The sequence below is a fragment of the Sphingopyxis sp. H050 genome, from assembly GCF_001468265.1.
In the GTDB taxonomy this organism is placed as follows: Bacteria; Pseudomonadota; Alphaproteobacteria; order Sphingomonadales; family Sphingomonadaceae; genus Sphingopyxis.
Genome location: NZ_LNRZ01000010.1, coordinates 1 through 12,774, shown reverse-complemented (window position 1 = coordinate 12,774; position 12,774 = coordinate 1). Strand labels below are relative to the sequence as shown.

Sequence of the window (12,774 nt, the reverse complement as noted above, 5' to 3'; positions counted from 1 at the left end):
GGGGTCGGGGGAGGGCCTGTGGCGTCGCCAACCCTCGCCGCTGCGACTGGCGGGCAAGCCCGCAAGGCTCGCTGCCCCTCCCGCAAGCGGGAGGGGAGCTACCCGCGCGAAATCAGGAAGATCGCATGTTCGGCGCGCCAGGCGGCGGCAGCGTCGCTCGTCGGCTTGTCGCCCGACAGATACCAGGCGCGCTCGACCCTGATGCCTTTGTCACGCACCAGGACGCGGAAGTCGCTGACCGTGACATGGTGGATGTTTGGCGTCTCGTACCAGGCGACGGGCAGCAGCCGGGTCATCGGCATGCGGCCGGTCCACAGCAGCGACAGACGCACCCGCCAGTGCGCGAAATTGGGGAAGCTCACAAAAGCGCGCGGAGCGATGCGGAGCAGCTCGTCGACCACCAGGTCGGGGCGCTCGGTCGTTTGCAGCGTCTGCGACAGGATCGCATAGTCGAAGGCGTCGTCCGGATAATCGGCAAGGTCGCGGTTCGCGTCGCCCTGCACCACCGAAAGCCCCTGCGCCATCGCCGCTTCGATCGCCGCGACGTCGATTTCGAGGCCGCGCGCGTCGATCGCCTTTTGCGCCCGCAGTTCGGCCATCAGCGCGCCGTCGCCGCAGCCGATATCGAGCGCGCGCACGCCGGCGGGAATCGCGTCGGCAATGATGCGCAGGTCGGGACGCAGCGCGCTCACCAGCCGCCTCCCAGGGCGCCCGCCATGATGCGGTCGAGCGCGGGGACGTCGAGCAGGAAGCTGTCGTGGCCGAAGGGCGCCGACAATTCGACGAAGCTGGCCGCCGCGCCGACCGCGTGCAGCGCCTGCACGATGCGGCGCGATTCGGCGGTCGGATAGAGCCAGTCGGTGTCGAAGCTCACCAGGGTGAAGCGCACGTCCTTGGCAGTCGCGAAGGCGCCCGCAAGGCGGCCGTCGTGGGGCTCGGCGAGGTCGAAATAGTCCATCGCGCGGGTGATGTAGAGATAGGCGTTGGCGTCGAAGCGGTCGGTGAAGGCGAGCCCCTGATGCCGCAGATAGGATTCGACCTGGAAATCGGCGTCGAAGCCGAAGCTCTTGATGTCGCGCGCCTGCAGGCGGCGGCCGAATTTCTCGGTCAGCCCTTCCTCGGACAGATAGGTGATGTGCGCGGCCATGCGCGCGACCGCGAGGCCCTTGGTGGGCATGCAGAATTTGTCGTAATAATTGCCGTCCTGCCAGTCGGGGTCGGCCATGATCGCCTGGCGCCCGACCTCGTGAAACGCGATATTCTGCGCCGAATGCCGCGCGGCGCTGGCGATGACGATCGCCGAGGTCAAGCGCTCGGGATAGGTCGCGGCCCAAGCGAGCGTCTGCATGCCCCCCATCGACCCGCCGATGACGGCATGAAGCCGCGATATGCCGAGATGGTCGAGCAGCATCGCCTGGGCGCGCACCATGTCGGCGATGGTGATGACGGGAAAGGCCATGCCGAGCGGGGCGCCGGTGGCCGCGTCGGGGCTGGCCGGGCCGCTCGTCCCCATGCAGCTGCCGAGCACATTGGCGCAGATCACGAAGAAGCGGTCGGTGTCGACCGGCTTGCCGGGGCCGACCATGCGCGCCCACCAGCCGGGCTTGCCGGTCGCGGGATGGTCGCTTGCAACATATTGGTCGCCGGTCAGCGCGTGGCAGATCAGCACCGCGTTCGACCTGTCGGCATTGAGCGCGCCATAGCTTTGATAGGCGATCGTCACCGACGGCAGCGACTGTCCGCTGTCGAGTGGGAGCGGCGCCTGAATCGTCACGCTCTGATGCCGGATTTGGTGAAGCAGGCTCGCCATGGCTCGCGCGGGGCTAAGCGGGCGTGAGGGGTGTGTCAACGATCGGCAGCAGCCCGATTTTGGTTCACGCGAAGACGCGAAGACGCCGTGTTTGCCGGGAAGCGGCCTTTCCCTTCCAGCGGTGCGACCACCGCACCGCTTCTGGCCGGGGCCTTACGGCCCGAAGAAATAACTTCGCGTCTTCGCGTCTTGGCGTGAATTTCCCCCTTTCGCCCTGCGCCGCTTGTCGATTCCCAAACCAACTGGACTCGACGCGGATAGCCGTTAAACGCCCCGGCATGACCGACAGCAGCGCCATCCTCACTCCGAAGCCGTGGATCAGCGGCATCGCCCCCTATGTTCCCGGCAAGTCGGCGGGGGCCGACGGTCGTCCGCTGATCAAGCTTTCGGCGAACGAGAACCCGCTCGGCACCGGGGCGAAGGCGCGCGAGGCGTTTGCGGCGTCGCAGGCGGCGGCCGATGCGCTGTCGCGCTACCCCGATCCCGGCGCGGCCGAGCTGCGCGAAACGATTGCGGCGAAATTCGGGCTCGATCCGGCGCGGGTCATCTGCGGCAACGGCTCGGACGAGCTGCTCCACCTCGCCGCCGGAACCTATGCCGGCGTCGGCGATGAGATCCTCTATGTGCGCTATGGCTTCGCGGTCTACGAGATCGCCGCGCGCCGCGTCGGCGCGGTGCCGGTCGAGGCCGACGACCGCGACTATGCGACCGACGTCGACGCATTGCTCGCCGCGGTGACCGACAAGACGCGCGTCGTCTATCTGGCCAATCCGAACAACCCGACCGGCACGCTCGCGACGCGCGACGACGTGCAGCGGCTCTATGCCGGGCTGCCCAAGAATGTCCTGTTCGTGATCGACCAGGCTTATTCCGAATATCTGTCGGCGGCCGAGGACGACGGCGGGCTGGAACTCGCGAAGACACAGCCGAACGTCTTCATCACGCGCACCTTTTCCAAGATCCACGGCCTCGCCGCCGAACGCATCGGCTGGGGCTATGCCTCCGCCGAGGTGATTTCGGCGCTGCACCGGATCCGCCTGCCGTTCAACGTCACGCGCGCGGGGCAGGCGGCGGCGGTGGCGGCGCTGGGCGACGACGACTTCGTCACCACGAGCCGCGAGCATAATGCGAAGTGGCGCGCCTGGCTGGCGCAGGAGCTCGAAGGGCTCGGCAACCACGGTGTTCGCGTGATCCCGTCGGCGTGCAACTTCCTGCTCGTGCTGTTCGAGGGCGATGTCAGCGCCGAGACGGTTTATAACCGGCTGATGGATGCGGGCTATATCGTCCGCTGGCTGCCGGGGCAGGGGATCCCGCAGGCGCTGCGCATGACGATCGGCACCGAAGCGGAAACGCGCGGACTCGCCGCGGCGGTTCGCGAGGCGCTGGGCGACTGATGGCGATCGGCCACGTCACGATCGTCGGGTTGGGCCTGATCGGCTCGTCGATCGCGCGGGCGGTCCACGAGCGCATGCCCGATGTGACGGTCACGGGGCATGACGTCAGCGCCGATGTGCGCGAACAGGCCCGGCGGCTCGGGTTTTGCGACGCGATCACCGACGATGCAGCGACCGCCGTTGCCGCGGCCGATCTGGTGATCCTTGCGGTCCCCGTCGGCCGGATGGCCGCCGCGGCCGCCGCCATCGCGCCGGGGCTCAAGCCCGGTGCGATCGTTTCGGACGTCGGCTCGTCGAAGAGCAGCGTCGCCGACGCGCTGGCGAAGGCGCTGCCCGGCCATGTCGTCATTCCCGCGCACCCCGTCGCGGGGACAGAGAATAGCGGCCCCGCCGCGGGCTTCGCGACCTTGTTCGACGGCCGCTGGTGCATCGTCACCCCCGCGGCAGACGCCCCCGCCGACGCCGTGGCGGCGCTGACGGGCTTCTGGGAAGCGCTCGGCGCGAAGGTCGATCTGATGGACGCCGCGCACCATGACATGGTGCTCGCGGTGACGAGCCACCTGCCCCACCTCATCGCCTACACGATCGTCGGCACCGCGAGCGAGCTTGAGGAGGTGACCGAGAGCGAGGTCATCAAATATTCTGCGGGCGGTTTTCGCGACTTCACGCGCATCGCGGCCAGCGATCCGGTGATGTGGCGCGACGTGTTTCTGGCGAACAAGGATGCGGTGCTCGAGACGCTCCAGCGCTTCAACGAGGACCTGACCGTACTGCAGCAGGCGATCCGGCGCGGCGACGCCGCCAAGCTCGAGGACTGGTTCACCCGCACCCGCGCGATCCGTCGCTCGATCATCGAACAGGGACAGGATGATGCAGCGCCCGACTTCGGGCGCAAGCATTAGGCCGAAGCCTTGCCCGCCAGCAACGCCTCGGGCGGGTTCAGCGCGTTGATCGCGCGCCACACGCGCTCTTCGGCTTCCTCGCGCGGCAGGCCCGCGGGGATCGTCTCGCCGACCTTGTAGGTGATCGTCCCCGGCCATTTGACCCAGCGGCGCGGCGGATAGGCGATGCCGCTGTTCACCGCGACCGGAATTACCGGCACGCCGAGCAGCCGGTAGATGCCGGCAAAACCCGAGCGCAGCGGCGGCGCCTCGCCATGCGGAATGCGCGTCCCCTCGGCGAACAGCACCAAGGGGCGATTGCCGGCGAGCGCCGCCTTCGCGGCGTTCAGCATCGCGCGCATCGCCTTGCCGCCGCCGTCGCGGTCGACCGGGATCAGGCCATAGAAGCGCGCCGCCTGGCCCCAGACGGGGATCTGGAACAGCTGTTCCTTTGCAAAAACCGCCGGATGCCTGAACAGGCCCGGCTGCTCGATCGTCTCGAACGCGCCCTCATGCTTGAAGACATAGAGCACCGGAATATCCGGCATCTCACCCTCGACGACGATTTTCTGGCCCAGCACGAAGCGGCAGATCAGCCGGTGGAACTGCGACCAGATACGCACAAACCAGATCGTCGCCTTGTGCGAAATCGGCAGCGAGATCACCGCGCCGATCGAGCTGACGCTGCTCATCAGGACGAAGAGCAGCCAGAACAGAATCGATCGGAAGAGGGCGAAGGTGTAGCGCATCGCGCTCAAAGACCGAGGATGCCGCCGGCAAGGCCCGCGAGATATTTGTGATACTCGCGAAACAGCGTCGCAAAATTGGGCTGGCTGCGCACCGCATCGGGCAGGATCGTCACCTTGTCGCCGACCGCGCGCGCGATCTCATATTCGGCGCGGCGCATATGCCAGTCGGTCGTGATCAGCCGGATGCTGGAATAGCCCCGCCGCTGGGCCCAGGTTGCGACTTCGGTCGCGTTCGAGCGCGTATCCTCGGCCTCGAAGCCCAGCGCGATGCAGCAATCGAAGAGCTTCATCGGCCGCTTATATTCGGCGGCGAGTTCCCTCGGCTTCACCTCGCGCGCGACGCCGCTGATCAGCAGGCGCTTGGCATCGCCTGCCTCGAGCCGCTGGAGGCCGCGGTCGATGCGGCCGGGGCCGCCGGTCAGCACCACGATCGCGTCGGTCTTTTGCGCCGGCGCGGGCTGCGGCAGCAGCAGCGCGAACCAGGCGAAGCCGAGCACCCAAGCCAGGAACAGGAGAGAAATCAGGCGCTTGATCATAATATCTTCTGAAGCGCGGCGAGCAGGGTCTGCCGCGCCGTGAGAGCTGCCAGCGCGATAGCCAATAGCGGCAGCGCCAGCAAGAGCGCCCAGCCGGTCGCCCCGAGCGATGCGGTCGCGGCAAGCCCCGAGGTGATGCCCGACCATTGCCAGCCGATCAGCAGCAGGATCAGCGCCGCCACCACGGTGCCGAGCGCGATCCCGTACGCGGTGTCGATCGCGATCCGGCGCTGGAACAGCCGCGTGATCTGCTGGTCGGTCGCGCCGATCATATGGAGCATCTCGATCGTCGCATAATGGGTGCCGAGCGCCGCGCGCGCCGTCATGATCACGACCGCGGCGCTCGCGAGCGTCATCAGCACAACGAGCCCGCCCGCGACCCACGCCAGCGACCGGATCAGCCGCGCGACCGGACCGAGCCATTCGGCGTGCGGGATGATGCGCGCGCCGGGCGCCTCGCGGGACACGACCGCGCGGAGCTGGTTCATATGGCCCGCACGATCTTCGCCGACGAAGTCGATGTCGACGAGCGCGGGGAGCGGCAGCGATTGCAGCACTGGATCGTCGCCCCCTTCGCTGCCGTCTTCGCTGCCGAACCATTGGCCGAGCGTCGCCTTGAGCTCGGCTTGTTCGACCGCGCGCGCCTCGCGCACGAAGGGCTGCGCCGCCGCGGCGCGGCGCAGCGCCGCCGCCTGTTCGGCGCGGGTGACCGGATTGGCGGTGACGATCTGCACCGTGACGCGCCCCGCGATCGCGCTGCCGATGGCATTCGCCGACCGCGCGAGACCCATGCCGGCGGCGGCGGCGAGCAGGGTCAACAGCATCAGGATCGCGATGACCCACGGCGTCGGCCCCGACAGACGGCGGTCCGGGAGCAGTCGGCGGTGCTGGGCAGGAACGCGCGGAATGATCATGCCGCTCAGGCTCTGTTCGGCGGGTAGCGCAGCGCGCCGGTGGGGTCGGACAGGCGGCCCTTTTCGAGCCGCATCATCTGCGCATTTTCGATGCGGCTGATCAGGTGAATGTCGTGGGTGGCGACGACGACGGTGGTGCCAAGGCGGTTGAGGGCCTCGAACAGGCCGAGCAGGCGCATCGCCATATCGGGGTCGACGTTACCCGTCGGTTCGTCGGCGACCAGCAGCTGCGGGCGCGCGATGACGGCGCGCGCGATCGCAACGCGCTGCTGCTCGCCGCCCGACAGCGTCGGGGGAAAGGCGTCGGCGCGTTCGGCAAGACCGATCCAGCTCAGCATTTCGCCGACGGGACCCGCCAGATCCTCCTCGCTGACGCCTGCGATGCGTAGCGGCAGCGCGATATTGTCGCGCGCGCTGAGGTGCGGGATCAGGCGGAAGTCCTGGAATACGACGCCGATGCGGCGGCGAAAACCGGGCAGGCGATGGCGCGGCATGTTGACCAGATCTTCGCCGAACAGCCGCACGATGCCGCGGCTTGGCCGCTGTGCGAGATAGAGCATCTTCAGCAGCGACGTCTTGCCCGCGCCCGATGCCCCCGTCAGGAAATAGAAGCTGCCGGGTTGCAGGTTGAAGCTGACATCGCTCAAAACCTCCGCATCGGGGCCATAACGCAGCCCGACGCCGCTGAATTCGACCATCGCGCCGCCGGGGCGGGACGGCGTGGTCATGGCGCCACCGGTGCGCTCCGGGACTCCCCGAAAGCGGCGCAAAACTGGACAGCCGAAGCGCTCATAGGGTCGCCTGTTACACGGCTATCCACCGAGGTAAAGCGCGAAGCGTTACACGGCGCTTGCAACGCGCGAATCGCCGTGTTTAGAGGGCTCCATGATCCTCGCCTGCCCGTCCTGTCATACGCGCTATGTCGTGCCCGATACCGCGATAGGACCGATGGGGCGCACGGTACGCTGCGCCAATTGCCGGCATAGCTGGTTTCAGGAGCCCGCCGCGGCTCCGGCGGCAGCCCCCGCACCGACACCCATATCAACGCCGGCGCCCGAACCCGCCCCGGCGGCGCGCACGACCGAGCCCGCACCCGCTGCGACGCCGGCCCCGGCACCCGGTGTCGAAGACCCGGTCGCCGCGGCTGCGCCGCCTCCGCCGCCCCAAGCCTTCGCGGCGCCCGAAACGCCGGTCGTCGTCCCGCCCGCCGACGAGGCGCCGCTGCCGTTTCGCCGCCCGCGGCGCAATCCGGCGAAGCGCTGGACGCTCATCGCGGGCAGCGCCGCGGCGCTGATGCTGGCCGCGACCGGCGCGCTCTACTGGTTCGGGCTGCCCGGCTGGGCGCAGGGCCTCGGGATTCCGGGTATGGCCGACGAGCCCGATCTGGTCATCGAGCTGCCGCCCAATCAGGATCATCGCGAGCTCGCCGACGGCACCATCTATTTCGCCGCGTCGGGGGTGATCATCAACCCGACCGACCGCGAGCAGCGCGTGCCGCCGATCCTCGCCGAACTGCGCGATGCGCAGGGGACGATCGTCTACAGCTGGACGATCAAGCCGCCCGTGCGGATGCTGCCGCCGAACGAGAAGGTCAATTTCAGCGAGGCGAAGCTCGACATTCCGCGCCGCGCGACCCAGCTGACCGTCAGCTGGGCGCTTCCAAAAGGCTGATTTTTGAACGCGTTGGCCTGACGTCACGGCGTCACAGGCTGAGCGCCGCTCCCAGTGAGAGCAGAAAGCTCGTCAGCGTCGCGACGACGATCGGGGCAAAGCTCCGCCATCCCTGATCGAGCAGCAGGTGCAGCCGCGCCTTCATCGCGGTCGCGACGATCGCCAGCAGCAGCAGCGCCTGCGCGCCCGTCGCGGCGGCGCCCTGCACCGGCTTCGGGATCGACACCAGCGAATTGACCGCAGCGATGCCGAGGAACCCGAGGATGAACCAGGGCAGGCGCAGGGGGATGCGCGTTCTGGGTCCGCCCTCGCCGCGGCCCAGCCACAGCGCGACAAGCATCAACATCGGCGCGAGTAGCGCGACGCGCGTCAGCTTGACGATGGTCGCGACCTCGCCCGCCTGCGGCGAGAAGGAAAAGCCGCCGCCGATCGCCTGCGCGACGTCATGAATCGACGCGCCGATCAGGAAGCCCGCCTGCGCGTTGGTGAGGTCAAGCTGCGCCGCGAGCACCGGATAGAGCGTCATCGCGAGCGCGCTCGCGACGGTGATCCCCACCAGCGTCAAGGTGAATCGCGCCTGATCGACGCGCCTGTCGCCGATCAGCGAATAGAGCGCGAGCGCCGCCGACGCGCCGCAGATCGCGGTCGCCCCGCCGGCGAGCAGTGCGGCGTGCTTGTCCTGTGCGAACAACCGCGCGGTCGCGACGGTCACGACGATCACCGCGATCATGATCAGCACCAGCAGCGCAAAGGGCAGCGGCCCGAGTTCGGCGAGCTGCGCCGCGGTGATCCGCGCGCCGACGAGGACGATGCCGATGCGCAGCGCGGTCTGCGACATCAGGTCCAGCCCGGCGTGGGTGCGCCTGTCCTGCGACAGGAAGCTCATCGACAGGCCGATGAGCAGCCCCATCAGCACGATCGGCGCGGCATAATGATCGGCAAGCCAGGCGGCGGCGAGCGCGGCGATGGCGGTGACGGAGGCGCCGGGCAGATAATCGCGCCACTTGCGCTTCGCCGGCGGGGCCGTCTCGAGCTGCATCTCGCCATAGAGATCGGCCGCCATCGGCCAGTCGTAATCGGATGCCCGCATGCGTCCCCCTGCCTCACGCGCCCGCTTCGCATATCCGACCGCCGCGGTCGATAGGCCATTGCTGGCGGCGACCGGGCTTGCCAGAGGCCGCGCTCTACCGGCAACCGTAGTTCGGCTGGATAGAGCGCTGCCTTCCAAAGGCACAGGCCACGCGCGATTTTCTCTCAGCGATCTTCAAGGAAATCATTGAAATTGCTTTGTATAAATTTAACGTCGCGGCGCATGCGCTGGCGCTCTTCGGGTTCGCGTAAGCACTGCGTAAGCAAAGCATCCAGTATCATATCGGAGCCTCGAGCGAGGCAGCGAGGCGGCTCTCGCCGCGCGGCCTTCATCGAATCCGTTGACCGATGACCGTTCGACCGGCTAGGCACCGCCGCGAAGCACCCGTAGCTCAGCTGGATAGAGTGTCGCCCTCCGAAGGCAGAGGTCAAGCCCCAAAATTGCGCTCAATCTCTTCGTAAACCATTGAGTTTCTTATAGATTTTTGCGTCTTTTCAGCGAACCAGTCTGGTGAAATCGCTTCACGTAAGCATGACGTAAGCATACTGCGTAGTATCATAGAGTGCGAAGGGCTACGGCAGAGTGGCGCAGTCGCGAACCGAGCAGTCGGACCATCCTGCATCGAATCCGTTGACCAATGACCGTTCGACCGGCTAGGCACCGCCGCGAAGCACCCGTAGCTCAGCTGGATAGAGTGTCGCCCTCCGAAGGCGAAGGTCACAGGTTCGAATCCTGTCGGGTGCGCCATTTCGGTTCAAAGGCACGAACGCCTAGCACCGCCGCCTCTACGCCAGAGGCGGCGGTTAGCGTTCGGAGCAGCTCGCTGCGCAGGCCGCGAATACGGACCTCTTTCCGGCTGACCACCTCGACCCGCTGGGCGACCGCCCGCACCTGATCGCGGGCGAAAGTGCCGTCGCCGTTCCGCAGCTTCTTTTTCAGGGCGGCTGCAAAGGCGCGCAGGCTCTCCGGCGTGATCGCCGGGCCGATCTTCACGATATGGGCAAGTGCGCGCTCAGAATCTCCCTTGGCCTGGTCGCGCGTCGCGGTCAGCTCGGCGATGCGATCCTTGAGCGACGGATCGCTTACGTCGATGACGCCATTCTCGATCGCGTCGTAAAGCCGCTTGAGCTTGGCTTCCGCCTCGGTCGCGCGTCGCTCAAGATCGGCGACATGCTCGCGGCGCTGATTCACCCACTCGTCGCGGCGTTCGAGGATCTGATTCATCAGAGCTTCGAGCCGCGCCGGGTCGAGTAGCCGCGCTTCGAGATGATCGACCACGGCCTCATTAAGCCGATCCATCCGCACGGTGATGCCGGGACAGCCGGTCGCGCCCTGTCGCGCCTTCGTCGAGCAAGTGTAATAGCGATATTCCCGCCCGACGCTGCTGGTGCCCGTGCGCAGCGTCATCGCGCCGCCGCAGCAGGCGCAAAAGCAGATGCCGGTGAGCAGCGTCGGGCCGCCCACCGCCATTGGCGGCATCATCTTCGGACTCCGCGCCTTGAGCGACCGCTGGACCGCCTCGAACTCCGTTTCCGAGACGATGGCGGGCACTTCCATGATGGCGTGCTCGCTCTCCGGCTTCGGCGTCCTGGTCTTGTGATCGCGCGTGTTGAAACGGTGCTGGCCGATATAGGTCGTGCGGGTCAACACCTGATGCACCGCGCCCAAGCCCCAGCGCCCGCCGTCGCGGGTGCGGATGTTGTTCTCGTTCAGCCAAGTGGCGATCGACTTGAGGCCCATCGGTCCTCTGTTATCGACGCCATTCAGCGCCATGCGGTAGATGCGCCGCACCGTCTCCGCCTGGTTCGGGTCGATCTCCAGCTTCTTCTTGATCTTTGCGCCGCGCTCGCCCGCCGCGACCACGCGATAGCCGATCGGCGCACGAGCGCCGTTCCAGAAGCCTTGCCGCGCATTCTCCTTCATCGCGCGAAGCGTGTGCTTGCCGTTCTCTTTCGACTGATACTCGTCGAACAGCGTCATGATCTGGCGCATCATCACGCTCATCGGATCGTCGCCCAAGTCTTGCGTGATCGAGACGAGCTTCACCCCGTTCTTCGCCAGCTTGCGGACGTAGAACTCGAACTGGAACTGGTCGCGGAAGAACCGCGAGAAGCTGTGGACGACAATGACGGTGAACGTCGGCGGCTTTGTCATCGCCGCGTCGATCATGGCCTGAAAGGCAGGCCGGCGATCGTCGGTCGCGGTGTTGCCCGGCTCGACGAACTGGGCCGCGACTTCCCAGCCGCGTGACAGACAATACCCTTCGATCTGGCGGCGCTGGTCGGGAATCGAAAGATCGCTCTCGGCCTGCCGGCCGGTCGAGACGCGCAGGTAGAGCGCCGCGCGGGCGGTCGCCACGACCGGCGCCTCATCCTCGTCTCGTCGCAGGGCGGCGCTGGTCATAACGCTTCACTCCTCACTTCACGGCAGCGGTCCGAACAGCTTGTCCAGCTCTTGCCGCATGTGGCCTTCGATCGCGCGCAACTCGGCGTCGCCGATCGGAACTTGCTCCGGCCAGTCGTCAGTGACGACGAGCGGCCCGTCATCGTCGCGCGACCGGCGCGACGCCCGGCGCGGCGCGACGGGATTGGTATAGTCGTGCAGGTCGTCCGGGCACTCGGCCCAGCGACGGGGCGTGCGGCGACGGACTTTGCGAGGAAGAGCCATCTCGACACGCTGCCGCGTGTCCGCACTTCGCACAAAGGCTTCATCGCGGCGTAGCGCAGATAGGGTCGTGCGGCGGCGGGCGTCATGCTTCGCCCCACGGATCGACGACCGTTATCCCGCACTCGGCGAAGTCGCGCACATTGCGAGTCGCCAGTCGCGCGCCGCGCGAGCGCACGATGGCGGCAATCTGCGCGTCGATCTGGCTGATCGGCTTGCCGCCCTGTTTCCGCCCGGCGGCAATCTCTGGATAGGCGCTGGCCGCGTCGGTATCGAACGGCAGCACGCGGCCGGCAAGATCGACATCGAACATGGGGCGTGCGGCGGCCAGCAGGTCATCGCGGCGGCGTCCCTCGGGAAGCAGCGCCAGTCCGTAGAAGATTTCCGCCTGCGTCAGCGTCGTCGTGAATACGCCCGCCATCGGCTGCTCGGCAATCCACGCCATGACCCTCGGGTCAGGCTCGCGCCGCATCAGCTCGGAAATGACGTTCGTGTCGAGAACAATCATTCGCCGAAGTCCACCGCCCGGATCGGCTCGCGGTACAGCTCAGGCAGATCGACACCGCCCAGCGCGCCGAACCTCTCATGGATGGCCTGTCCCAAATTGCGAGGCCGGGGGATTTCGGTCGAGAGCGCTGAACGCAGGATGTCGCGGGCCTCGTCTTCCATCGACCGACCGTGCATCGCAGCGCGCAGGCGCAGACGATTTTTGATCGCATCGTCGATGTTTCGGATCGTCATGACTGCCATATGCAACTCCATAAGTCATTGACTGCATGTTAGTCGATGAAGCGGAAAAGTGCAAGGTCAGGGGTGGCGCCTCCCTGCGGGACCGCCGCTCTATCTCCGCTGCGCTCCGACCGAGCCCCTGACGGGTCTCGTCCCTGCCAGGTGACGATCAGCATGGCGGAGTAGCGCTGGCGCGCCGTTCGGCCAATCCGCCGCGCGGATTGTAGTCTTTCCGGTTGTCAAACGGCGTTCAAAAGGGACCCCCGATCGGCGTCGAAGAGGGACCCCCTTTTCGGATAATATGATGCTGGTTTGTTGAAGATGGCCTTGCGCTGC

General features: G+C 67.1%; 14 protein-coding genes and 1 tRNA gene. 4 read left to right on the top strand and 11 right to left on the bottom strand.

Annotated elements, in window-relative coordinates; all coding sequences use genetic code 11:
• Window positions 1-98: 98 nt before the first annotated feature.
• Window positions 99-695: a methionine biosynthesis protein MetW gene (metW, locus tag ATE67_RS17595; RefSeq protein WP_156417107.1), complete on the bottom strand. Its 597-nt coding sequence runs from the start codon at window positions 693-695 to the stop codon at window positions 99-101.
• The gene (gene metX / locus ATE67_RS17590) at window positions 689-1,810 is read right to left on the bottom strand and encodes a homoserine O-acetyltransferase MetX (protein WP_058817966.1); all 1,122 of its coding nucleotides are present in this window, start codon (window positions 1,808-1,810) and stop codon (window positions 689-691) included. The genes metW and metX overlap by 7 nt, the downstream gene beginning before the upstream one ends.
• A 278-nt stretch (window positions 1,811-2,088) precedes the next feature.
• Here metX and hisC point away from each other — a divergent pair, with 278 nt between their 5' ends.
• Window positions 2,089-3,204 carry a histidinol-phosphate transaminase gene (hisC, locus tag ATE67_RS17585; RefSeq protein WP_058817965.1) on the top strand — a complete coding sequence of 372 codons (1,116 nt, stop codon included), beginning with the start codon at window positions 2,089-2,091 and terminating at the stop codon, window positions 3,202-3,204.
• A complete protein-coding gene (locus ATE67_RS17580; RefSeq protein WP_058817964.1) occupies window positions 3,204-4,106 on the top strand; it encodes a prephenate/arogenate dehydrogenase family protein in 903 nt (300 codons plus the stop codon). The genes hisC and ATE67_RS17580 overlap by 1 nt, the downstream gene beginning before the upstream one ends.
• On the opposite strand, the gene ATE67_RS17575 is transcribed toward ATE67_RS17580, so the two are convergent.
• From ATE67_RS17575 to ftsE, 4 genes are read right to left on the bottom strand one after another with little or no spacing between them, the layout of a single operon-like run.
• Window positions 4,103-4,834, bottom strand: a complete 732-nt coding sequence (locus tag ATE67_RS17575) for a lysophospholipid acyltransferase family protein (RefSeq protein ID WP_058818104.1) — start codon at window positions 4,832-4,834, stop codon at window positions 4,103-4,105. The genes ATE67_RS17580 and ATE67_RS17575 overlap by 4 nt on opposite strands.
• 5 nt (window positions 4,835-4,839) lie before the next feature.
• On the bottom strand, window positions 4,840-5,370 hold the full coding sequence (locus tag ATE67_RS17570) for a YdcF family protein (RefSeq protein ID WP_058817963.1): 531 nt from the start codon (window positions 5,368-5,370) through the stop codon (window positions 4,840-4,842).
• A complete protein-coding gene (locus tag ATE67_RS17565) occupies window positions 5,367-6,284 on the bottom strand; it encodes a cell division protein FtsX (protein ID WP_058817962.1) in 918 nt (305 codons plus the stop codon). The genes ATE67_RS17570 and ATE67_RS17565 overlap by 4 nt, the downstream gene beginning before the upstream one ends.
• Before the next feature lie 5 nt (window positions 6,285-6,289).
• Entirely contained in the window at window positions 6,290-7,012 is a 723-nt protein-coding gene (gene ftsE / locus ATE67_RS17560; protein WP_058817961.1) for a cell division ATP-binding protein FtsE, read from the bottom strand.
• Window positions 7,013-7,169: 157 nt separating this feature from the next.
• On the opposite strand from ftsE, the gene ATE67_RS17555 reads away from it, so the two are divergent.
• Window positions 7,170-7,955: a zinc-ribbon domain-containing protein gene (locus ATE67_RS17555; protein ID WP_058817960.1), complete on the top strand. Its 786-nt coding sequence runs from the start codon at window positions 7,170-7,172 to the stop codon at window positions 7,953-7,955.
• Window positions 7,956-7,986: 31 nt separating this feature from the next.
• Here the strand turns inward: ATE67_RS17555 and ATE67_RS17550 are convergent, their stop codons facing one another.
• A complete protein-coding gene (locus ATE67_RS17550) occupies window positions 7,987-9,045 on the bottom strand; it encodes a YeiH family protein (RefSeq protein ID WP_058817959.1) in 1,059 nt (352 codons plus the stop codon).
• Between the two features lie 670 nt (window positions 9,046-9,715).
• On the opposite strand from ATE67_RS17550, the gene ATE67_RS17545 reads away from it, so the two are divergent.
• Window positions 9,716-9,792, top strand: a tRNA-Arg gene (locus ATE67_RS17545).
• Here ATE67_RS17545 and ATE67_RS21140 read toward each other — a convergent pair.
• From ATE67_RS21140 to ATE67_RS17520, 4 genes are all read right to left on the bottom strand, one after another.
• Entirely contained in the window at window positions 9,763-11,448 is a 1,686-nt protein-coding gene (locus tag ATE67_RS21140; protein WP_082660473.1) for a recombinase family protein, read from the bottom strand. The two genes, ATE67_RS17545 and ATE67_RS21140, sit on opposite strands and share 30 nt — an antisense overlap.
• An 18-nt stretch (window positions 11,449-11,466) precedes the next feature.
• The gene (locus ATE67_RS17530; RefSeq protein ID WP_058817956.1) at window positions 11,467-11,712 is read right to left on the bottom strand and encodes a hypothetical protein; all 246 of its coding nucleotides are present in this window, start codon (window positions 11,710-11,712) and stop codon (window positions 11,467-11,469) included.
• A gap of 82 nt (window positions 11,713-11,794) precedes the next feature.
• Window positions 11,795-12,217 carry a type II toxin-antitoxin system VapC family toxin gene (locus ATE67_RS17525; protein WP_058817955.1) on the bottom strand — a complete coding sequence of 141 codons (423 nt, stop codon included), beginning with the start codon at window positions 12,215-12,217 and terminating at the stop codon, window positions 11,795-11,797.
• Window positions 12,214-12,459, bottom strand: a complete 246-nt coding sequence (locus tag ATE67_RS17520; protein WP_170935525.1) for a FitA-like ribbon-helix-helix domain-containing protein — start codon at window positions 12,457-12,459, stop codon at window positions 12,214-12,216. Before ATE67_RS17520 ends, ATE67_RS17525 begins: the two co-directional genes overlap by 4 nt.
• Between the last annotated feature and the right edge of the window lie 315 nt (window positions 12,460-12,774).